The following is a 22383-nucleotide window of genomic DNA, read 5'->3' on the forward strand; positions in this document are numbered from 1 at the left end:
AGGATTATAGATGCACCCAGATTAGGGTTTATTGATATTATATTCCCGTAGTTTTTTATGCAGTCGCTCTAACGTATGTCTGGAAATCAGCACTCTGTTATCCTCTATGTTTAACGTAGGGTTCATGCGTGAAAGCACTTCCTTTAATGTGGCGGTATCCGTATCAGTACGAATAGCGAGCCGTGTAATCACTATCTGTTTTTCTTCATCGGTCATTTTGTTAAAATCGGTAGTAAGCATAGGTCAAGTGTTCAGGTCGATTTGGAATCGTTTGGTTTTGGGGTTATATTTAGAGTATAAAGAATCGCCTTACTCGGTGAATCAGCTCTATGGCTTCATCGATTGATTTACCCTGTTTATACAGCTTATCAATCCATTTATATATTTGCACTTCGTAGGGCGCATCATTGGCAACATCGTCAAAAAATGACCCTGCATCCAAGTGAAGGGCTTTGAGCACATTCAATGTGAATTGGTAATGCGGCTCATCTTCTTGTATCTTCATGGCATCATAGCGATTAAATCTCTCATCGGGACTTGGGATTTAAGAGTGTGGGTTGTACGGAAGTGCAATATACAAAAATATATAAATGCGTGGCACAGCACGTAAATTATTTTTACGTGATGTATGATCTTCACCGATTATGACTCACAAAAAAGAACCGAATCGATTTCAAGCAGTCGGTAAACGCATCCGAGAATTACGTCTTCAGGCGGGCTATACCAGCTATGAAACCTTTGCCTTTGAGCATAATCTGGGGCGCAAATCCTATTGGGAATGGGAAAAAGGAGCAAACTACAAGTTTGAAACCATTCTCCGCATCATTGATATTCACGACATCAGCCTCGAAGACTTCTTCAAAGGATTGAAATAGAAATCCGTGAATAGCGTTCACAAAAACACGATGTTTTTTCACAGGCATTTTTGCCCCTGATTCCAATGCATTAATCCCTTCGTTTAAAGCTCATTTTCAACATGTTACTGCATTGCCACTTTACAACTGGCACGCCTTTTGTGATGTTCTAAATAACCCTCAAGCAACGCTTAGGGAAGATGTCTATACGCCGTAGGCACACTATTAATTTTGGCAGCAAACGGGCATTACTTATGGTAAACGTTCACGGGGGAACAATGAACCAACCACACCAACCAACATAACTACCACCAAACGATAATCATCCATTGAGGAATGGATTTGCAGCTTGTGATTGTGCATTTCGCAGGCTGTTTGAACAATGTTTCACGTTTAATTTGGGTAGGTATGCTAACATCAAGTCGCAAAGGAATGACTGCGAAGCAGACCATTGACTATTACACGTCGGGTCTGGCGAAAGAGGATTACTACTTTATGGACACGGAAGTGAGCTATTGGAGTGGTAAAGGGGCTTCCATGCTCGGTCTGGAAGGGGAAGTGGATAAGCAGGACTTCATCAATCTGGCAAATAACAAGCACCCAGAAACAGGACAGAAGTTAAAGCCCCGTCAGAGCCAGAAAATGATTGCTGCTAATGATCTCACATTTAGCGTACCTAAAGATGTATCAATGGCGATGACCTTCACTAAAGATGCAGAAGTCAAACAGGAGCTAATGGATATTGTAATGGATGCCAGTAAGCACACCAATACGTATATCGAATCCTTGATGCAGACCCGTAAGCACAGGGGATTAAAAACACGCGATGAGTATACCAACAATGCAGTGATCTCTAATTACCTGCAATCGACCTCACGCCCTGTTGATGGTATCCCGATGCCTCAATGGCACATACATACGTTACTGCACAATCTCACCTATGTAGAGGATAAAGAACGCTTCCACGCAGCGCAGGTAGCCGACATCTATAAAAAACGCCCTATCATAGAGGATTATTTCCATAATGAACTCGCCAAAGGCTTGACTGACAAAGGATATGCCATAACACGGGAGCATGGCAAAGCACGATTAGTCGGGATTTCTCGTGAGGGAATTGAGTCATTTTCTACACGCACTAAGCAGATAGAAGATTACTGTAAAGCCAATGACATTACTGACCCAAAAATCAAAGGTGAACTGGGTGCAAAGCTGCGTCAAAATAAGAAAGATGCCCTGCCCTTCGATCAGGTAGAAGCGTACTGGAATCAGTTATTATCCGATGATGACCGTGATGCCATTGATAACCTCAAACGGGATGCAAGCGAGATACCACATATTAGCTCTGAGCAAGCACTTGATTTTGCCTTAGAGCATCACCTTGAAAATGAATCCAGAGTCACAGAAAAGCACCTACTCCGTACCGCAATGCGCCACGGAGTAGGCACAGTGGATTTGCACGAGATCAAAGCGGGTTATCAAGAAAAAGGCGTGTTACTGTTTTATGGAGATAGAGGCATCGAGGCGACTACCCGAGATATTCATCAGCGTGAGCAGGAAACCAATAAGATCGTGCGTGAGGGGCGTTTTTCAAAATGGGAGCATACAGAATATAGCTACGATATGCCGGAGTTTTTTAGCAAGAAACAACGTAAGGGGTTATTGCGTTTAGCCAATTCTACAAACCTAGTAGATTCGGTTAAAGGACTGGCGGGAGCGGGTAAGACCACCGTACTCAGAACCTTTGATGACTGGTTGGCAAAAGAAGATAAAAAATTGCTCGCTACCGCCCCTACTCACTCGGCTACCAACAATCTGAAACAGGATGGGTTCAGGGATACGGCAACACTGGCAAAGCTATTGCACAGTAAAGAACTACAGGAGCAATTTAGTAATGAAGTGGTGCTACTCGATGAAGCCGGAATGGTGGGCGAAGAAGATATGCACAAACTAATGGTAATGGTTAAAGAGAATAATATGCGCTTAGTGATGGTCGGAGATGACAAGCAGCATTCAGCCGTAGCGCGTGGTGAACCGTTTAGGCTGATTAATAAATATGCAGGGTTGAAGGTCATCGAGCTGGACGAAATACGCAGGCAGAAAACAGAACGCTACCGCGCTGCGGTAGCGTGGCTTAGCAAGGGCGAAGTGGTACACGGCTTTAAGCAACTCGATAAGATGGGCGTGATTAAAGAGATTGGGGACGAGGAACGTTATAAGGTACTTGCAAATGATTATGTAGATGCGGTCAATCGTGGTGAGTCTGCACTTGTTGTATCCCCTACTCACGCAGAAAAGGATTTGGTCACGGATGAGGTTAGAAATGCGCTCAAGGAAGAAGGTAAGATTGGCAAAGAAGAAAAGACAATCAATGTACATCGACAAACCCATTTATCTACCGCCCAAAAGAAGAATGCGCGATTCTATGAAGTCGGGCAAAGGCTGCAACTGAACCAGAATGTACGTGGCTTTACCAAGGGCGACAAGCTGACTGTGGTAGGGTTTGGTAGTGATGCGCTGATTGTAGAAAATGCAGACGGTAAAATCGGTGATGTGAAGCTTAACCAGGCGAAACGGTTTAATCTCTATGAACATCAAGAAAAGGGCTTTGCACAAGGGGATGTTATCCGCATTACACAGGGCGGTAATAGTACCCTCAAAGGGCAGAACACCCGATACAACACCAATGACCGCTATACCATTAAGGGCTTTACCAAAGACGGGGATATGAAGCTTGAAGGGGGGCGAATCCTATCTAAAGAGTTTGGCAACATCGATCACGGTATTGTAACGACCTCACATAGCTCGCAGGGGCAAACGGTGGATAATGTGTTTATTGCCAATTCCAGTACATCATTCGGACAGGCAACCAATCTCAAACAGTTCTATGTGTCGGCGAGTCGGGGGAAATATACTGCGACTGTATACACCGATGATAAACAGGAGCTATTGAACCAAGTGCAAAAGACGGCTGAACGCCAGACCGCTACCGAGCTACTGGAAAAAGGGAATGATTCTTGGGGAGATAAAGTAAGAGAGCAATTCAAACGCGCACAAGACTTTATAGACGATCAGCAGCGCAGAATGTCGAATGACCACAATAGAGAGGTAGGCTATGGACGTTAACAAAACCGTAGAGAGGATGAATGATGATATTTTAGATAGAATTACACAACGGACAGGGCAAGATCACCCTTCCCCGCACCCCTGTTTCAAATTGGGCAAAGGGCAATCCAAATATCCCTCCTTTATACATATTGTATTGACCAATGATCAAATGACCCAATCATTTGTCTATAGCGGTTTAGATAGTACCATCCACAAATACAATGAGTATATCAGGTTGTTTTTCGTATCAGCTACCATCACTATCTACGGCAAGCATTTAGATGAACTCTACCAATATCTAACCGAACGTAAAGTATCACACATTCAGCCCGCTCCGCAACCCATACCAGTGAATGCCTACGACGATGAAACCGCACTCATTACCAGAATCGATGTCACTTACAATAAGCCACAGATAGAGAAAGACATTGAAACAACCTAGTAAACAAAGTTTTACGTATTTTTTCATTTGTTCAGGAACAAAAAATAGCGATTACCAAAAAAGATTATCATTTTCTAGGTGGTGCAGGTTCATTTATCGCAATAGGTTTGTAAGTCATTTTATCGATATTTACATCCATCCTCCAGTAGCAACTCCCTCCATCTTCGACTTCCACATACTGATTCTTCCAATCCATCTTCTTAAATGGGCTGTTATCTTCTGGCGACACAGGCGGCACATCCAATACTTCACAAAACGCATTTATTCTGATAATGCGTTGATTCTGTGCATTGATATAAGGCACATATTGCCTGTAAAATGAATCAATACTTTTCTTTTGAGGTTTATGAAGGAAGTAAAATTCTCCACCCTCAATTGCCCTATCAACTACCTTTTCCAATACGGCTAAATTGTCTTGTTTTGGTTGCCAGCTTTTATAACCGTATTCCTTCTCAAGCCACTGATTATACTCTGAATCCAGTAAAATAACTTCTCCTTCATCCAATTGAACTAACTCACCACAAGAAAAAAGCAATATAAATAGTGTTGTTATAATAAACTTAATTCTCATCACTAATTCTTTCTGATATTTTCCCATTCTTTATGCGGTACTTCCAGAAATAGGGCTTATAGTGTCGAACATCATCAATGCTGGTTGTGATTAGCGTATCAGAAATAGAGCGTAAAACCTCTCTATTATAAAGCTTATTTGCTATTGATTTCTTATCAAAGACTATGACGGGGTATTTGTTTTTGTATGTAAAAAAGCCTTTAGGGTAAATAGCGTGATAAACAAACTCATCCTTATCACCAGTTGGTATAGGGTCAAACTCAAATGTATGTAGCTGAGGGAGTATCGTAATGCTAAATATGGTATCTTTTCCCTTCTTATCAAAATAAATATGATAGGATGGATGGGAAAAACCCTTCTCATAATATTGTGTAAGTTTCTCTCCATAGTTCATTTTTATAGGCTTGTAGCTGATATATTCATCAATAGCATTTGCCAGACTTTCATCAATTCTATAACCATTCTTGTCGTTATCGCCAATTGCTTTATTATTGCCACCATTACAGCTAATAATCATTAGAACCAATGGAAAACAAAGCTTTACATATTTTTTCATTTCCTTTGTTTAGGCGTTACAAATCTTTTTTGCAGACAGAACATTTATTAATCAAAAGAAATATGCTCAAAGATAACAGCTTTTACTGGTTCACCTTCTAGTGTAGCTGGTGTCCAATTAGGCATAAGCTCAATTATTCTTTCTACTTCCCTTGAATATTCCGGCTTGAAAGAATTTAGTATCCTATGCTTATATATCTTGCCTTTTTCATCCACATAGAGAAGAAATGCAACAGAAGTTTCGTGTTTTTTAAAATCGCTTACCTCAAATTTTGATGTTGATTTGTAAAACTTTAATAGCTCAATCTCTCCACCAATAAATTCTGCCTTATTCTCCAAATTCCTGTTAACATACTCAATATCTTCTTTGTTGGTATCATCATTCAAATAGATAATGACCTCTTCTTGTGAGTAAGTAGAAGCCAGACCTATTAGGCTAAATATTACTATCAAATTAGCGAATCTCAGGATATTCAAAATTTTCATTATCTGGATACATCGATTTCATCACCTTAAAATATTCACGAATGAACCTGCTTCTATCAGAGAGATTATAAGAATAAAGCATTATCGTATCAGTCGGTTTTATCACTCTTAGAAGCCACTGTCCCCCTTCTTTTTTTTCTGCTCTGTGCAAATTGCTTTTTATCAAAGCAGTTAGCCTATCCTCCAAATATTCTCTTTTTTCTAAATTAACGATCGTGAAATCATCGTCAATCCCTTCTGCCTTCTGCTTTATACTCCCTGTTATGGTATTCTTTGAAACCTTTAATTCATCCACTCGAATAGCCCATTCCATTGTCAGGTTAAAAATATATGTGACAGCTTTATTTTTAGTCTCTTGTTTTCGCTCCAATTGCTCATTGTCGGTATTATTCAACTCGATTTTCTCATCTTTTGAATGTTGCTTACAGCTAATCGAAAACAGCAAACATATTATTATTAAGCACCTCGTAACCATTTATTTTGTATTTAATGTTCCAAAGAAGAAACGTTTATAATTTCCTTTTGTGTTTCTTATAAAACTTGCACCATTATTGCCATTTGACATGATATTTCCTGAGTTTGGAAAATACGTATAATATGAGAAATTTATGCCTTTATTACTAAGAGATGTCCTTCTCCAACTATCTCCTAACAAGCTTCCTCTTTCTTCTTGTGAAGTTGCTGGAATGTTAGGGTGCGAATGAATTTCTGAAATCACATTTTTTGCATCGAACAGTCCTACATAACCAGGGCTTACCGATCTATTATGATATGTCCCTATACCAAATTGATTCTCACCATTTACATTGGCTCTTGCTACTGACCATTCTACATTACTGTTGTTTGCAGCAAAATTGAATATTTTGAATATATCATTTTGGCTCTTTTCACCTCTTGTCGCAGAACTTAACTTTTTTGTTCCATGATATGAACTTTCACTTGTCTCTTTCACTTCTGCCAATTCAGGAAGAATTGTCTGGTCATTGATGGTCTCTGAATCACTGGCATTTACTTCGCCATCACCATTGGTATCCACTTTATCGCCATTATCATCAACTGCATATAACCTATCAAAATTATCATCTGTCTCTTGAATAAGAGCGATATTTCCATTCTTATCAATTCCATAATCATCTAATAATCCTTGCGGAGCTAGCCCTGTCGGGTCGGTAAAAAATATAGGGTTATTATTAGTAAAATTATAAGGTGATTTATCAGGAAACTCCTCACTCAGTGGGTCTGGCGACATCCATCGACTTACAATGTCTGGTTTAAGATCGGCTTCGGATAGCCCTAAATTCTCTGTAACAACAACCCCCGTCACCTGCTTGGATAATACGTTATAAGTAAAACCCCCTATCTGCACGATAGTATCAGGAAAAGCCTCTCGGTATTTACCTTTACTCAATGTAGCTATTTTGGGCTTATATCCAAGCTCCCTGAACGGGTTTACCTCATCGATATAGCGTTGCTGTCTTTCTTCTTTGGTTTCTTTTTTCTGGTCGGTCTGTGCCTGTACTCCTAATAACATAAAGGCACATAACACGGTTAATAGATGCTTCATTCTTATTTTGATGATTTAAAAGTCGTTATTTTCTTATTCGTATATTTCTCCTGTTCTTCTTTGAGGGATACCAGCCAATCCAAATACATCTCCTTTGGCATCTGACGGTAACCCATTTCATGAATTGCCCTCACCTGACGATTCAGGTCAATCCACGCTTCCTTCCCTTTGGGGTCATCCATGATCTCATTAATTTCTTTATTCTTACTCTTGGCATATGCCTGTAGCTGGTTCTTTTTGGTTTCCAGCCTGAGCAATCGCGCATTGATATAGTTAGGATAATATACAAGGGCTTTCTCAACACATTGCAGGATGAATGTACCGTCATTCTCAGGAAAACGTTTATCAAAGCCCTGTGCCAAATCTATCAGTAGTAAGGCAAGACTCTCCTTATCATCCAGTGCCTTCATATAGAGTCCGTTCCTGATACCATCTAAATGCACATAACCACTCGCCATAATCCACGCATCTATCGGGAAATACCCACTAGTAAGCTCGGTATTATACCAGCCATCTTTCTCATTACGGTGTTTGATATAGACATGATTCGGTGCAAGGGCTAAATGTGCTTTAGTACCGATTTCCTCTGCCAATATCTTGTATAAGTACGGCAATGAATGGCAATTACCTTTATGCGTGTCGAGTAGTTTTGACACAAACATATTCGACCATTCCTCATCCCCCCATATATCCTCAAAATCATACGTAAAGCCTGACCACTTACCCTGCCCTTCACTAAAATTGACCGTAATGCTATCTTTCATCACCGTATAGAGTGCTGCATATTGTTCTACTTTCTTACGGTCTGAATGCGGATAATCTTTTAATGTTCTCGATTCAATCACCGACTTGGTAAGCTGTGCCATCGTTTTAATGGCTGCAAAATAATAGGTCGTATCAAGTGTGCCTTGCTTATAAGCATTCTCTACCTCAAATACTGCCTTTTTGAAGCTATAAGGTGTTTCGTCGTTAAGCATTGCCTCAATGCTCTTATAGGCTTCTTCATAGAGATAATCCTGTGCCTGTACCGATGTACTTAACAACATGAATGTGATAATAGTAATCTGTATATATGCCCTCATTAATCCTTGATAATGTGTTGTTGTAATCCTTTTAATGTTTCCGTGTTCTGTTTCTCTTTTTCCTGTTTGAGCGATTCCAGCCATGCCTCATAGCGCTCTTTTGGTATATCCTCAAAACCTAACTCCTGTAGTTTTCTTTGCTGCTGCTGCAATGACTGATATATGGCGTAGGCTTTGGGATAGGCTTGTAAATCCTGCACGCTCCTTGCGCCAATCTGCTGTGCAACATGGTACAGCTCTGCACGCTTCATATTAAACTGGTGGATATTCTGGTTAATACCATCTGGATGTAGTTCCAATGCCTTATCGATCACCTGCTGTACAAAATCATCACGGCCATATTTGCTGATATAGCCTGATACTAAATCATTGAGCAATTGTGCCATGACCTGCCGCTTGGTAAGCCCTGTCATATAATTACCGTTCTGTACCGTTTCTGATTTGATAAAGCCGGAACTCAGCATCAGGAAATCAGACATAATTGCGCCACTGGTCAGCTCCGCATTATGCCATTCGCCCATAAGGTCTTTAAAACGGATAAAAGAGTGATTCGGGGCAAATGCCAGATAACTCTGCGCGCCAATTTCTTCTGCTAGCATCATATAGAGTCGTGGCATGGAGTTACATTGACCGCTTCCCTCATAGAGTAGCTTTGAGACAAACATATTATCCCAGTTTTCTTTACCCATATAATCGTTAAAATCATACGTATATGGCTTGTGTGTTACATTCCCTACTGTGAGGGTATCTGACATATATTGATAAATGGTCAGATTCTTGGCAAGATCACTGGATGTATCTAACCCCTGTTGCTGCATCGCCTGTTGAATGAATGCTCCTGTATTCTTAATGATACGCTCAAAATCCGCATAGGATTTCGTGTTATTGTAAAAGGCATTTTCAATCAGGAAGGTCGCCCTACTCATTGAAAAATTATCAGGATTCGTTTTTCTCAGACTATCAAAGGCTTTACGGTAGAATACTGCTCCTGCTGCATTATGATAGGATGGTAGGTTATATCGAATGGATGAAATGCTATTGTTTATATCTTGCGCTATGGCTTTACGTTGTTGCTCCATTCTGGCAACTTCTTGCATATCTGCTTCAATCATCTGCATTTGCTGTTGCTGCCTATTACCCTGAAAAGAGGATGGAAGCACAGGGCTTCTATATGTTGTTATCATGGTTGGAGTCACCACATTGAAGCCACTTGCCTGTGGCGTTTTAGGTATCACATCCGGCAACGTCTGAGCCTGTGTATTTCCACACAAAAGCAAGGAAACCACAAAAAATAACGCATATAAATGATTGATGCTCATAAGCCCGCCAAATTATCTTGCGAGCAAATGTAGAAAATAATCATACCACCACATTACAGTTTTCTGTAATTTGAATGTATTAAATGAAATTTACGGGAAACCCGTAAATCGCTTAGTGCCAAGATTTAATGTTTATTGAGCTAAATCCTATGTCGCGTTATGTACCTTTATGGGATTAGACCCCAACACCGTTTCCAAGCTCATGGCCATTTTACTAAATAACGTGCTCGTTACCCCTAAATATAACTTCTTAATAATTCGTTAACCAATTCTGTGTTAAGGTGCTTGTTCAAATTGTATTTCATCTGAAATACTAGTGTCGTAACGAGAAAAGTTCTCCCACGGCAAATATATAAAACTTAAAAAATGAGTACTTACTTTAATTTTTTTGAAATAGATCTTGGACTAGTCGTATTATACACTGTGAATACTGTGTATTTTGGATTAGCAGTGATTTTAGTATATCTGTTAGCAGCACCTTACTTACACTATGCTCTGATTGCACCATACAAAACTATATTTTGTATCGGAGATGTTGAGTATACTATATACAAAGAAGGTTCTAAGATTAAAGATGGAACTAAGATTTCCTCTGAAGAAGGCCATACCTTAACTGTTAAAAAAGATATATACTTTCCATACGGAAAGGTGAAGAATATTCCTGTTGAATTCGAAGTAGATGCAGATACATGGGTAGCAAAACAAAAAGCTACCTTTATTTATCAGGGAACTGATAGCAATCACTTTAATAAATGGGTTGCAGGGAAATATTCAATTACCAGAATTTCTCTAGGTTTTTGGTTTATTAAATGATCAAAACATTTATTTAAAGGAGCTTCCCAAGCTCCTTTTTTTATTCAAAATAAGTAAAAATGCTTAATCTTTACCACTAACGAATGAAACGGTGCTATCCAAACGTGATCTTGTTTTTGTTTCAATCTTTTCCCAAATATTATACGCATCTTGTAAATTTTCATCCGCCCGTTTACACGCTTGGTACAACTCATACTTTTTTCTTTCTTGGTCTAATGAGGGATTTAAAGAAAGCATTGTAATATTACTACTGTGCTTTCGAATATATTTTGAATAGTTCTTTATATGTTCGGGACTAACTGGTCTAAAAAATATATTCAAACAAGATACCCCTACCAAAACTATAGCTGAAACATACGATAATACCTGCTCAAATTTTTCTTTAAACTCTTCACTCTTCATCGTTATAGGAAACTTCACTATAATTGCTAATAAACCGATAACCCCAAGTATTCCACCTACTACTCTATATAGAAGACCTCTTTTTTCTGCCAATTTTGTTAGCTCGGAAGCTGCAATAGCACACTCCTTTGCTTTATTGTTTGCAAAAGCAAAAAGATTATCTGCTTCACATCGACTATTATCAACGTCAATAGCTGCTAGCGTGTATTGTTGTGAATAAATTGATGAAAAAGTGCCTATGAAGAAACATAGCACTAGCAAATGGCGACTCGCCAAGCCCTTTATTAGTGTCATTTGTATGTAATATTGATTAATTGCTTTTACTTACAGGGGAAATTTACACATAAAACAGGTGATCGCAAAATGGTACACTGTTAAAAAAGCTAGCAAATTATTGATAATCTTATAATTATGAGTTTAGTGGTTTAGTAATTTTAGCATTAATCTCATCGAGGATTTGGGTTTGTATCTTCTGTGCGTAATGCTTCTCTGTGACGTGAACACCAGAATGCCCCAGACCAGACGATATTTTACGTATATCAATGCCTAAATCTAACCCGATATTCGTCCACGTATCCCGAATCGTATAGGTCGTTATCTTTTTATCGATCTCCGCTAGTTCAGCAATACGGTTAGCGTATTTATTAAACAATTTTACTTTGTCCTTATTGACTCGGTGCAATCGTTCAGGTGTAGCATCATTGGGTATGATCGGGAACAGATAATCATCTGGTGCCTGGTCATTCAAATAATGGCTGATAATCGTTAGTGATTCCTCACTTTGCAACACACTGAAATAATCACCCTCTTTAAGTGTCTTCTTGCGGAAATAGGTAATGCGCTCCCCATCAAACTGAGAGCGTTTAATGATCGCCATATCAAAATGGTTCATCCCCATATTGTTAAACATAAACAGCAAATAATTACGTGTATTCCAAATCGGCGTATGTGGTGTTAGCTCCAAGTGACGTATTGCTCCTATCTCTTCTAACGTAAGCGGTTTAGGTACATTCTCAACACTCTGCTTTTCAATGCGGGATAACGGATTGTGACCTTGTAAATCAGCAAATGCCTGTGCAGCATCATTCATAATCGCCTGAATACTCCGCAAATGAATCAACGGCGTGTTTTTAGAAGCGAATCGTTTACTCATATAGGCTTTAAAGTCCTTCCCAAAACTATAATCAAATGCCCGTATTTGCATATCGTATGCGGTATAATCAGCCAGCACAGTGAGTGCATTGGCTTCTTTTTTGTACAAAGTTTTAATAATCGTTTGATCATCCTCACCTTTCAGCTTCATTCGGTATTTCACCCATATTTTAAGCGCGCTCTCATAGGAATCTGCCGTTGCATATTGCCCCTCTAAGAGCAAACGATGCAGATACACACCGCCATAATTGAGCAAGGTACGTGATGGTTGTTTCTTAAAAAACCGTTGTTCGATCTCGCGCTTTAACTGGTCGATCTCCCAATGCCTGATCGTCCCCGCCTCTTCATCAATCCATAAATCAATATCTCCGTAGATTTTCTTGGTACGTTTACTGTGGCGCACTGAATTGGTAATGCCTGTGATTTTTCCCGTATCGGGGTCAAATTGATCCGCGTGCAAATGGATGTTAAATGAAATGTCGCGTGTTTTACTCTTGTGACCAATACGCAGAACTAATGCAAATTTATTATCTTTGGTGATGTGATCCTTACGTTTATCAAGGGTAACTTTGACTGTAGCCATGTTTGATAGGTTTTAATTTTTGGCGTGCTTTCGGCGTGCTTTTTTTGGTTTTAACTTGCTTAATATAGGCTAATCTAGAAAAATATTGCTGATTACCAGCCATTTAAAAACGTTAAAATTCACATAAAGTCACTTTCAATTGACTGGCAGTCAAGAGGTCGTGGGTTCGAGTCCCATCTTCTCCACAAAGAAACAGAGGTCTGCACTGTAGTGCAGGCTTTTTGTTTTTCTAGAAAACTCAGAAATAATAAAAGACATTATACCTATATTAGAATCTAGTGATTAGCTTCAATACATACTAATCCCTCATTATTTCTAGCAAAAAGAATCACTTCTTTTCCTTTAAATTTAAAAGGTCGTATTGCTTTTACATCTCCTTTAATTAAGGTGCCACTTTTAACTGCGGGAATAGGACCAAAATTATTCTTTCCATTATTTTTAAGTACCAATCCATAACCAGCATCATTTCTAGGAGTTTCAATTTCTGATTGAAATAGGTTTCCGGCAATAAGAATATCTTTTAATCCATCATCATCAAAATCATCAATATGAATATCGTTTATAGAAGATAGCTGTGCTTGTTTTGGAAGTTCTATAATTTTGAATTTTCCATTTCCTAAATTTTCTATAAAAATCGAAGCAAATGTATATGCCTTTGCATGTAATGCTTTCTCTAGTTTTTCTTGCCCATACACCTGAATTAGGTCGGCAGAACCAAAACCTTCATAGGTTGGAAATTTTTCTTTTATAAATGGCATTTGGAGCGAGGTACATTCTCGACCGCGAAGCGGAAATAAATCTCCATTGTTATAATATCCTAATACAATATCATTGGTCCCATTATCATCAAAATCATTTGTATAAATCTCGAAAGGTTCTTTGGCAGAAGCTTTATATTTATAATTTAAGCCTAAGTTACCCACTACATAATCCATATCTCCGTCCTGATCAAAATCAGCACTATTAATCGAATTCCACCAACCATCAGTATTCTTAAACAAAGTGGTATCTTTTTTAAAAGTTTTATCTGTGTTTCTAAATACCGTTATAGGCATCCATTCTCCAACTATAACCAAATCAGATGAACCATCCTGATCAATATCTGTCCATATTGCATCTGTGACCATCCCGATTTCAGATAATTCTGGAGCAATAGTTTTAGTAATATCTTTAAAAACACCGTTGTCATTTTCTAATAGATAATTTGCTCCGGGATACAGATATTTTTGTGGTGTATGCCTACTTCCAACAAATACATCCAGATCTCCATCCTGATCATAATCAAATGGTTTTATACAACTACCACTGGATACTATCTTTGGTAATCTATTGTTTTCTTTAATAAAGTTTCCGTTAGTATTTATATACAAACGATCCTGATACATAGTATGATTTGCTGGCCATTCATTCCCACCACTTACCACATATAAATCTAAATCGTTATCCCCATCTGCATCAAAAAATTGCGCAGACACATCTTCAAATGCTTTTTCTTTTTCCCATAGCGTACTGCACGAAGATTGAAAAGAACCGCCTGGTTGTTGTGTATACAATGCAGCCGGGTGGTTTTTTGCTCCGCCAATATAAAAATCATCCAATCCATCCTTGTTTACATCTCCAACAGCAAGTGCAGGACCAAACTGAGACATTTTATGCGGCAATAAACTTTCTTTTTCAAAATCATCATACATATTTTCTACATGCCTGTGGGATATGTTTATGCCTTTTGTAATATTCTTAAATAGCGGTACTACAGGATTCTTCTTTTTTTGATTTGTAAAAGAAGCATCGTTGTAATTAATAATGACTCTTTTGTTAATTTCTGGATTGTTAATTACCTCTACCTTATCATCTGGCCAGGTTACTATAATTTCTTGTACCGTTGTGTTACTATTCAATCCGATATGTATAATTGGTTCTACCGCAGATTGATATCCTCTTGTGGGATAGTTTTCGAATATTTGAGTTGTTTTTTCTGTTTGTACGGCAATACGTGTACCTATTCCAAATGGGTTTTGGGAATCTCCTTTAAATTGAAACTGTATATAATTCTTATTTCTGGTATTATTTTTTAGAATAGTAGCTTCCTGATCAATATTATTAATAACCAGATCCAAATCCCCATCGTTGTCTAAATCTGCATAAGATGCACCATTAGAAAAAGTAGGAGCATCAATTCCCCAGGATGTGGATGTCTTTGAAAAAGTTAAGTCCCCATTGTTTTTAAAAAAGTAATTTCGGGTTTTTCGTTGTGGAGTTTTAAGAACTAGCTCTTCGATTACTTTTTTTATATTTTCCTTATTCTTTTGAGCCTGCTCTAATCGTTTTACTTTATATTTTCTAAAATCATTATTTCTAAAATCTCTTTTAAGACCATTAGTAATAAATACATCTTTTAATCCATCATTATCAAAATCTGCAAACAATGGTGCCCAACTCCAATCGGTATTTGATATTCCTGCGAGATGTGCGATCTCGCTAAAACATTCGTCAGAATTGTTAAGCTGTAACGCATTAAACATATACTGATAATGAAACCCATTATCAACAGCATGATTAAATGCCTTTGGGTTCATCCCACTCATACTGGTTTTGATCCCATAATTATCCTCGGCTACCATATCCAATGAAATGATATCCAACAACCCATCATTATTAAAATCTGCAATATCGGTTCCCATCGAAAAATTAGACGTATGCCCGATAGATGATTTTATTTTTTCTGTAAATGTGCCATTTCCGTTATTAAAATAAAGGTAATCATGCTCGATATAATCGTTTGCTACATATATATCGGGCCAACCATCTTGATTAAGATCCCCTATAGAAACCCCTAAACCAAAACCTAAAGGATTTTGTATGATTCCTGCCTGATCAGAAACATCTGTAAATTTTCCTAAGTTATTTTGATACAATCGATCTCCTACCAGGTCATTTTTCTCGCTTTTATAGTCTTCTGGGTTATTGGTATTAACAGGAGACACATTATGATTTAATAAAAACATGTCGACATCTCCATCTTTATCATAATCAAAAAATGCAGCTTGCGTACTATATCCAGAAAAATTAAGTCCATATTGGGCAGCCGACTCAGTAAACGTACCATTTTTGTTGTTTATAAAAAGTTCGTTTTCTCTATTTATCGCTTTTCCTTTACCTGACTTACACACATAAAGGTCTAACCAACCATCTGCATTGATATCTACCATGGTGACTCCAGTTGTCCACCCAAAAGAGCCTTTTACTTTTGCTTTCTCTGTGTGATTTTCAAATTGAAAATTCCCTTTATTGATATAAAGTCTGTTTTCTTTGAGATTGGAAGTAAAATAAATATCGGATAATCCATCATTATTAACATCTCCTATAGCAACACCTCCACCATTATAGAAATATTCATACACCATACTATTCATGGCACTACTCTCTGGTATTTGGTTTATGAAATGAATCCCCGAATGATCTGATAAAACTGAAGTAAATAATGTTTTATTTTTATCAGAATTTAGGTTTTGTTGAGTAGCTTCATTGTTGCGACATGATATGATTAGGAATATACTTATTAGTACTCCAAGTATTTTTATTCTTTTACTATCTGTGATCATGACATATATTGTATACTAGCATAAACACCTAAAAATAATAAAATTCTTAGGTGTTTACTAGCTTTAATAACTAACTCAACTTTCGGGTTTTTTTACCATCCAGGATTCGGTTTAAGATTAGTATTAATATTTATCTCCTGTAATGGTATAGGGTATAAAATATGTTTATCCTGAAAATTCTCTGCGAATGGTTTGTTATGATTTTCTAGCGTTGTTTTTATCGATTCTGTGACTGTACTTCCTCTTTGCCACCTATAAAGATCAAACCAACGAATACCAAATTCCATAGCTAACTCAACCGGGCGTTCATGATGTCGAATTTGATCCCTTAGCTGGCTTTGCGTCATTACTCCTAATGGAGCTGCTTTCCCTCGTTCTCTAACTTTATTTATCTCTATTATCGCTTGATCTGTTTTACCATTTTCATTTAAAGCTTCGGCATACATTAATAAAACATCTGCATATCGAATTAAAGCAATGTTTGTTCCGTTATAAAAGCTTACATCCTGATTAAAAGCATATTTTTTGAAGTATTTAGGATGGTTAAGATCACCAGATACAGCACTATATGCAATAACTGCATCTGCATCTCTACTATACATTTCAGAATTAGGATCGTCAAAGAAAATACTCTCATATACTCTTTCACTAATTTCTCCTCCGGTAGTTAAATCTGTTTTCATTTCTTCAACTAACCAATCAGAGGGATAGAATAATTCCCACCCACCAAAGGCATAGGGAGAAACCTGAAAGTTAAAAACCTGTCGTTCATCATTACCATTAGCACGATCTCCCGAAAATTGAATTTCAAATATACTTTCATTCCCGTTTTCTGCAGCTCCATTAAAATTATCTGCATAATTAGTTAATAAAGAGTATCCCATACCGGTTACTTCTCCTAATTTGACTTCTGCCTGGCTCCATTTTTCCTGAAACAAATATGCTTTACCCAATAATGCTTTTGCAGCACCTTGTGTAGCTCTTCCTTTCCATTCTGATGAATGTTCTGTCAATAAATCTGGTTCTGCTTCGGCAAGATCTTTTTCTATCTGCTCCCATATTTTATCAGGAGTTACCTGAGACACAAAAAGACGATCTAATTCTGTTTCATAAGTAGTTACCAGAGGTACATTTTCAAAACCGGTTACCAGCCAAAAATAGTATAGTGCTCTTAAGAATTTTGCTTCGGCCACAATCGTATTCTTATCTTCCTGAGATAGAGCTTCCATTTCTGGTATTCTTTGTATGATCTGATTAGCTCGACCTATACCTGCATAGCTACTTTGCCAAATATTGTATGGGCCTGTATCTTCTGTAGTATTAGAGAAACTTGCCAGTGATCGACTATATGTTTCTGCCGTATTATTGGTCACATCATCAGCTCGGTATGCCATTGCAGTATACACCTCTTCAAAGAAAGCCCATTTACTTCCACTTGCACTATGCATTGCTCCATAAGTAGCTGTTAGCGCTTGTAACGCATGTTCTTCTGTTTGCCAAAAACTAGAATCAGTCAAATTCTCCTTGTTTGCAACATCCAAAAAATCGTCACTACAAGAATTTAGTATTCCTATACTTAGAACTATAATTAATAAATAACTAATTTTTTTCATTGTTCTGTTTTTTAATTTTTTTTCTAACTATTACATCGATACACTAATACCGAAAATAAAAGATCTGGTTAATGGGTAGAATCCTCTGTCAACTCCTCTATTAAATGTTCCTCCATTTCCTAGACCTGGATCAAAACCTGAATAATCTGTAATGGTAAATAGATTATTGGCGGTTGCATAAACTCTGATTCTCGAAACAGGAATCTTACTTATTGCAGATTCTGGAATCGAATATCCTATCTGTAGGTTCTTTAATCTTAAATATGATCCATCTTCCAGAAAATAGCTAGAAGGTCTAATATTATTGTTAGGATCACCAAATGCGTTTCTTGGAATATCTGTATTCGTATTTTGTGGTGTCCAAGCATTAACTAAATCAGAAGACACATTATTTCTATCTGTTCTATACAGCCACATTTTTACGCCATTGTAGATTTTATTCCCCTGAGTCCCTTGAAAGAATGCACTAAAATCAAAGTTTTTATATTTAGCATTAAGGGTTAATCCATATTCAAAATCAGGAAGACCACTACCCATATACTTTTTATCATCATCGTTTAATTGACCATCCCCGTTTACATCAGTAAATCGTAAATCTCCCGGAGCCGCATCTGGCTGAACTGCATGCGCATCAATCTCTGCTTGATTTTGAAATATCCCATTGGCTTCAAACAGATAAAATCGTCCAATTTCTCCTCCCACTTCGGTACGAGTGGTAGGAAAATTATTAAACTCTATAAAACCATCAACACGAGCTTCGCCTTCTACTCCCAGTTTTGTGATCTTATTTTTTGAAGTACTTAAGTTTGCAGTAATATCAAAAGAAAAATCTTTGTACTCTTTACTACTATATGTAGCAGAAAACTCCCATCCTTTATTTTCTAAATCTCCTGCATTGGTTAAAGGATCTGTTGTAATCCCAGAACTACCAGGAACCTTAGTAAATACCAACATATCACTTGTTTTAGCATTAAAATAGTCAAAGGAAGCTTTGATTCTATTATCTAATATCCCAAGATCAATACCAACATTGGTGGTTGCCGTTTCTTCCCATCGAATATCGGGTGTTGGTAGTGAAGTAGCAATTGCTCCAGATAGTACTGCTTGTGTTACATCTTCACCAAAAGGATAGTTTAATTGTTGTCCTCCAGAACCAATCCTTGCTAAAAATAAATGATTAGGGATAAGCTGATTTCCTAATGTTCCGTAGCTAAATCGAGGTTTTAGTTGAGTAAACAAATCCGTCTTAAAAAAGTTTTCATTGTGAACTGCCCAACCCAATGAAACAGAATAGAAAGTACCATATTGGTTTTTAGAGCTAAAACGTGAAGAACCATCTCTTCTGGCACTGGCTTGTACATAATATCTATTGGCATAATCATAACTTAAACGACCAAAAACAGATTGTAATGTACTGGAAACATTTCTACCAAAAGAAGAAGCATCTCCTATCCCGGCACTCAGAGCTTGTATAGCATCAGATGGTAGTCTATTATTACTACCGCCCACCGAGTTAAATACATTTTCTTCTTTAGAGCCACCAACAAGGATATCAAAATCATGATCTCCAAATGATTTGACATAATTCAAAGTATTGTTTAATGTCCAACTGGTAGTCCTTGTTCTGGTTTCAGATAAAAAAGGATCTTCATTAATAGATTGTGGTCCAAAATCATATGCTGGCTGAAAGAAAAAGAAATGTTCATTTTCTACATTTAATCCATATTGAAATTGATAACTTAATCCATCAAATAATTTTAAGTTGGCCGCAATATTAAATTGAGTGTATTCATCACGATCAATACGATCAGTTAATTCTCCCTGGCCTATTGGATTCCCAGAACCTAAACCAGTTGCAGGTGTAGCAAATCCATTTAACGAATTTGCATCATATATTGCCTTATGAGGTAATTGAGAATAGATATTTAGAAATGGAGAAAAACTAGCATTACCTCCATCAAGTGGTTCAAAAATACTTCGCCTTTTTTCTTTGGCATATGCCAAACCAGGAGAAATCTTCAGTCGGTTATTCAACAATTTAATATCCATATTTAACCGGGTATTAAATCTGTTGAAATCTGTATTAATAACAGTTCCTGAATTGGTAAAATAACCTGCAGAAAAATTATAGGTAGTATTTTCTGAACCTCCCGAAACTCCAATATCATGTTTCTGCTCAAAAGCGTTTTCATAATAAGCATCAGCCCAATCAGAATCTGCATACTGTTCTCCATTAGTAAGATATGGAGCAGGAGTTTCTCCTACATTAGCATATGCTTGGAGTTTTATCTGATCGTGTTGAGCTCTATTTGCTACCTCTATATTATCATTAATAGAATGTGTACTTATATATGAGTTTACTACAACCTGTGGGTCTCCTCTTTTTCCTCTTTTTGTAGTAACGATAACTACTCCATTAGAAGCTCTAGAACCATAAATAGTAGCAGCAGACGCATCTCTAAGAATACTTATATTTTGGATATCGGCAGGATTTACATAAGATAAATCTCCCGGGACCCCATCAATTACAAATAAAGGATCATTATTATTTACGGTACCCATACCACGAATCCTAATTACCGGAGCACTCCCCGGAGCACCACTGGCTATTGCTACATTAAGCCCAGCTACTTGCCCTTGCAAAGATGTTGCTATATCGGCAGTAGGAATTTTTTGTATCTCCTCTATGTTTACCGAAGTAATTGCGGCAGTTAATTCTGATTTTTTTTGCGTTCCATAACCTACCAGAACAACCTCTCCCAGGCTCTGCGCATCTTCCTCAAGGCTAACATTGATTACCGTTTGATTACCAACTAAGATTTCTTTGGTAACAAATCCTAAATATCGATATACTAATGTTGTTTGCTGGCCCGAAACTTCAATTGAGTAATTTCCATCAAAATCAGTTTGTGTTCCTTGAGTTTGATCTCCCATAATTGTAATTGTAACTCCCGGTAAAGGAGAACCGCTACTATTTTCTGAAACATTACCTGTTATTACTGCATTTTGCGCATAAGTATTAGCGAATCCAAATAGAGTAAGCCCAAGTAGAGTTAAAAAAAATGAATACCATTGGTTTTTCTTTTTTTTTGCTTCCATAATCACATTGTTTTTTGGTGATAATCCCCAATTTTACGAGGGGTTTAACGTAAAATATTGGCGCAATATAGAATTTTAGTTTTTAAAAAAGCAACTAGTACCTACCAGTTTTTTTAAAGAAAAAATATGATATATTTGTAGTATGAAAACAATTAATGTGGTAGAAAACATAGGTGTACCTAAATACAAACAGATCATTTCATCAATTGAAAGTGCTATTTTGTCTGGAGAGTATAAGCGTGGAGATAAATTACCATCAATCAACAGTGTAAAGCTTCGATTCTCTCTCTCGAGAGATACAGTATTGCTCGCTTACAATGATTTAAAAGTAAGAGGAATTGTAAATTCTGTTCCTGGTAAAGGGTATTATGTAAAAAGTGAAAGTATAGAAATCGCTCAAAAGATTTTTTTATTATTTGATGAACTAAATGCCTTTAAAGAAGATTTGTATAATTCTTTTTTAAAAAGTTTAAATACGAATATCGAAGTAGATATTTATTTTCATCATTTCAATTATGATGTATTTAGCAAATTAATTTACGACAATATTGGCAGCTATAATTATTATATTATTATGCCTGCAAATTTAAATGACATCCCCGCAATACTAGATGTCTTACCTCAAGATAGAGTATATATACTGGATCAAACTCGTCCCGAGCTTTCACAATACCCTACCATTCATCAAAATTTTAAGAAAGATATTTTAACCGGTTTGGTCAAAGGGCTTCATCTTCTAAAAAAATACCAAAAACTAGTACTACTTTTTCAAGAGCAGAAACAGCCTGCAGGAATGTTTGAAGGTTTTAAAATGTTCTGTAACACCTATCGATTTGATAATGAAGTGATCGATTCTCTAGAAGGGAGAACGCTGGTTAAAGGAGAAGTTTACATAATTCCTGATGATAGGAGTCTTATTCGCATTATTAAAAAAATAAAAGAAGTAGAGTTTACTCTTGCAAAAGATATTGGTATCATATCCTATAATGATACACTTCTTAAAGAAATCGTAGAAGGAGGCATAACTACTATTTCTACCGATTTTAATAAAATGGGAGAACGCCTGGCCGAAATGATTACGAATAAGGAACAGATTAGAATCGAAAACGTAAATAATTTAATTTTAAGAAATTCTCTTTAG

General features: G+C 37.2%; 19 protein-coding genes. 5 read left to right on the top strand and 14 right to left on the bottom strand.

The window, feature by feature from the left end:
• Positions 1–21: 21 nt before the first annotated feature.
• Positions 22–240 carry a hypothetical protein gene (locus Z054_RS31245; protein ID WP_152538429.1) on the bottom strand — a complete coding sequence of 73 codons (219 nt, stop codon included), beginning with the start codon at positions 238–240 and terminating at the stop codon, positions 22–24.
• Between the two features lie 49 nt (positions 241–289).
• A complete protein-coding gene (locus Z054_RS0102090; protein ID WP_024768443.1) occupies positions 290–505 on the bottom strand; it encodes a hypothetical protein in 216 nt (71 codons plus the stop codon).
• Between the two features lie 139 nt (positions 506–644).
• Between Z054_RS0102090 and Z054_RS30795 the strand changes: the two genes are divergently transcribed.
• The 3 genes from Z054_RS30795 to Z054_RS0102105 all read left to right on the top strand — a co-directional run bounded on the left by Z054_RS30795 (position 645) and on the right by Z054_RS0102105 (position 4401).
• Positions 645–875 carry a helix-turn-helix transcriptional regulator gene (locus Z054_RS30795; RefSeq protein WP_084050032.1) on the top strand — a complete coding sequence of 77 codons (231 nt, stop codon included), beginning with the start codon at positions 645–647 and terminating at the stop codon, positions 873–875.
• A gap of 315 nt (positions 876–1190) precedes the next feature.
• Positions 1191–3977, top strand: coding sequence for a MobF family relaxase (mobF, locus tag Z054_RS0102100; RefSeq protein WP_024768445.1), 2787 nt, complete (start codon positions 1191–1193; stop codon positions 3975–3977).
• Between the two features lie 16 nt (positions 3978–3993).
• Entirely contained in the window at positions 3994–4401 is a 408-nt protein-coding gene (locus Z054_RS0102105) for a hypothetical protein (protein ID WP_152538430.1), read from the top strand.
• Positions 4402–4468: 67 nt separating this feature from the next.
• Here Z054_RS0102105 and Z054_RS0102110 read toward each other — a convergent pair whose 3' ends face one another.
• From Z054_RS0102110 to Z054_RS0102140, 7 genes are all read right to left on the bottom strand, one after another.
• Positions 4469–4999 carry a hypothetical protein gene (locus tag Z054_RS0102110; RefSeq protein ID WP_024768447.1) on the bottom strand — a complete coding sequence of 177 codons (531 nt, stop codon included), beginning with the start codon at positions 4997–4999 and terminating at the stop codon, positions 4469–4471.
• Positions 4962–5528 carry a hypothetical protein gene (locus Z054_RS0102115; RefSeq protein WP_024768448.1) on the bottom strand — a complete coding sequence of 189 codons (567 nt, stop codon included), beginning with the start codon at positions 5526–5528 and terminating at the stop codon, positions 4962–4964. Before Z054_RS0102115 ends, Z054_RS0102110 begins: the two co-directional genes overlap by 38 nt.
• A gap of 47 nt (positions 5529–5575) precedes the next feature.
• The gene (locus tag Z054_RS0102120) at positions 5576–6004 is read right to left on the bottom strand and encodes a hypothetical protein (protein ID WP_152538431.1); all 429 of its coding nucleotides are present in this window, start codon (positions 6002–6004) and stop codon (positions 5576–5578) included.
• Positions 5982–6407, bottom strand: coding sequence for a hypothetical protein (locus Z054_RS0102125; protein ID WP_152538432.1), 426 nt, complete (start codon positions 6405–6407; stop codon positions 5982–5984). The genes Z054_RS0102120 and Z054_RS0102125 overlap by 23 nt, the downstream gene beginning before the upstream one ends.
• 81 nt (positions 6408–6488) lie before the next feature.
• The gene (locus Z054_RS0102130; RefSeq protein ID WP_035090132.1) at positions 6489–7577 is read right to left on the bottom strand and encodes a JAB-like toxin 1 domain-containing protein; all 1089 of its coding nucleotides are present in this window, start codon (positions 7575–7577) and stop codon (positions 6489–6491) included.
• A gap of 2 nt (positions 7578–7579) precedes the next feature.
• Positions 7580–8743, bottom strand: coding sequence for a hypothetical protein (locus Z054_RS0102135; protein WP_024768452.1), 1164 nt, complete (start codon positions 8741–8743; stop codon positions 7580–7582).
• Positions 8659–9978 carry a hypothetical protein gene (locus Z054_RS0102140; RefSeq protein WP_024768453.1) on the bottom strand — a complete coding sequence of 440 codons (1320 nt, stop codon included), beginning with the start codon at positions 9976–9978 and terminating at the stop codon, positions 8659–8661. Before Z054_RS0102140 ends, Z054_RS0102135 begins: the two co-directional genes overlap by 85 nt.
• A gap of 366 nt (positions 9979–10344) precedes the next feature.
• Here Z054_RS0102140 and Z054_RS0102145 point away from each other — a divergent pair, with 366 nt between their 5' ends.
• On the top strand, positions 10345–10791 hold the full coding sequence (locus Z054_RS0102145) for a hypothetical protein (protein WP_152538433.1): 447 nt from the start codon (positions 10345–10347) through the stop codon (positions 10789–10791).
• A 63-nt stretch (positions 10792–10854) separates the two neighbouring features.
• On the opposite strand, the gene Z054_RS0102150 is transcribed toward Z054_RS0102145, so the two are convergent.
• The 5 genes from Z054_RS0102150 to Z054_RS0102170 form a co-directional block, all read right to left on the bottom strand.
• Entirely contained in the window at positions 10855–11487 is a 633-nt protein-coding gene (locus tag Z054_RS0102150) for a hypothetical protein (RefSeq protein WP_024768455.1), read from the bottom strand.
• Positions 11488–11602: 115 nt separating this feature from the next.
• Entirely contained in the window at positions 11603–12928 is a 1326-nt protein-coding gene (locus Z054_RS0102155) for a tyrosine-type recombinase/integrase (protein WP_024768456.1), read from the bottom strand.
• A gap of 275 nt (positions 12929–13203) precedes the next feature.
• Positions 13204–16530, bottom strand: coding sequence for a VCBS repeat-containing protein (locus Z054_RS0102160; protein ID WP_024768457.1), 3327 nt, complete (start codon positions 16528–16530; stop codon positions 13204–13206).
• A gap of 92 nt (positions 16531–16622) precedes the next feature.
• Positions 16623–18143 carry a RagB/SusD family nutrient uptake outer membrane protein gene (locus tag Z054_RS0102165; RefSeq protein ID WP_024768458.1) on the bottom strand — a complete coding sequence of 507 codons (1521 nt, stop codon included), beginning with the start codon at positions 18141–18143 and terminating at the stop codon, positions 16623–16625.
• A 30-nt stretch (positions 18144–18173) separates the two neighbouring features.
• Positions 18174–21242 (bottom strand): SusC/RagA family TonB-linked outer membrane protein, encoded by a 3069-nt coding sequence (locus tag Z054_RS0102170; RefSeq protein WP_024768459.1) that lies wholly within the window; start codon positions 21240–21242, stop codon positions 18174–18176.
• A 142-nt stretch (positions 21243–21384) separates the two neighbouring features.
• On the opposite strand from Z054_RS0102170, the gene Z054_RS0102175 reads away from it, so the two are divergent.
• Complete coding sequence (locus tag Z054_RS0102175; protein ID WP_024768460.1) at positions 21385–22383, top strand: GntR family transcriptional regulator; 999 nt, start codon at positions 21385–21387, stop codon at positions 22381–22383.

This window comes from Aquimarina macrocephali JAMB N27 (genome assembly GCF_000520995.1).
GTDB lineage: Bacteria > Bacteroidota > Bacteroidia > Flavobacteriales > Flavobacteriaceae > Aquimarina > Aquimarina macrocephali.

Excerpts from the sequence above, each read along its gene's own strand:
- Z054_RS31245 (WP_152538429.1), bottom strand. The coding sequence starts at position 240 with ATGCTTACTACCGATTTTAACAAAATGACCGATGAAGAAAAACAGATA.
- Z054_RS0102090 (WP_024768443.1), bottom strand. The coding sequence starts at position 505 with ATGAAGATACAAGAAGATGAGCCGCATTACCAATTCACATTGAATGTG.
- Z054_RS30795 (WP_084050032.1), top strand. The coding sequence starts at position 645 with ATGACTCACAAAAAAGAACCGAATCGATTTCAAGCAGTCGGTAAACGC.
- mobF (WP_024768445.1), top strand. The coding sequence starts at position 1,191 with ATGGATTTGCAGCTTGTGATTGTGCATTTCGCAGGCTGTTTGAACAAT.
- Z054_RS0102105 (WP_152538430.1), top strand. The coding sequence starts at position 3,994 with ATGAATGATGATATTTTAGATAGAATTACACAACGGACAGGGCAAGAT.
- Z054_RS0102110 (WP_024768447.1), bottom strand. The coding sequence starts at position 4,999 with ATGGGAAAATATCAGAAAGAATTAGTGATGAGAATTAAGTTTATTATA.
- Z054_RS0102115 (WP_024768448.1), bottom strand. The coding sequence starts at position 5,528 with ATGAAAAAATATGTAAAGCTTTGTTTTCCATTGGTTCTAATGATTATT.
- Z054_RS0102130 (WP_035090132.1), bottom strand. The coding sequence starts at position 7,577 with ATGAAGCATCTATTAACCGTGTTATGTGCCTTTATGTTATTAGGAGTA.
- Z054_RS0102135 (WP_024768452.1), bottom strand. The coding sequence starts at position 8,743 with ATGGCTGGAATCGCTCAAACAGGAAAAAGAGAAACAGAACACGGAAAC.
- Z054_RS0102140 (WP_024768453.1), bottom strand. The coding sequence starts at position 9,978 with ATGAGCATCAATCATTTATATGCGTTATTTTTTGTGGTTTCCTTGCTT.
- Z054_RS0102145 (WP_152538433.1), top strand. The coding sequence starts at position 10,345 with ATGAGTACTTACTTTAATTTTTTTGAAATAGATCTTGGACTAGTCGTA.
- Z054_RS0102150 (WP_024768455.1), bottom strand. The coding sequence starts at position 11,487 with ATGACACTAATAAAGGGCTTGGCGAGTCGCCATTTGCTAGTGCTATGT.
- Z054_RS0102155 (WP_024768456.1), bottom strand. The coding sequence starts at position 12,928 with ATGGCTACAGTCAAAGTTACCCTTGATAAACGTAAGGATCACATCACC.
- Z054_RS0102160 (WP_024768457.1), bottom strand. The coding sequence starts at position 16,530 with ATGATCACAGATAGTAAAAGAATAAAAATACTTGGAGTACTAATAAGT.
- Z054_RS0102165 (WP_024768458.1), bottom strand. The coding sequence starts at position 18,143 with ATGAAAAAAATTAGTTATTTATTAATTATAGTTCTAAGTATAGGAATA.
- Z054_RS0102170 (WP_024768459.1), bottom strand. The coding sequence starts at position 21,242 with ATGGAAGCAAAAAAAAAGAAAAACCAATGGTATTCATTTTTTTTAACT.
- Z054_RS0102175 (WP_024768460.1), top strand. The coding sequence starts at position 21,385 with ATGAAAACAATTAATGTGGTAGAAAACATAGGTGTACCTAAATACAAA.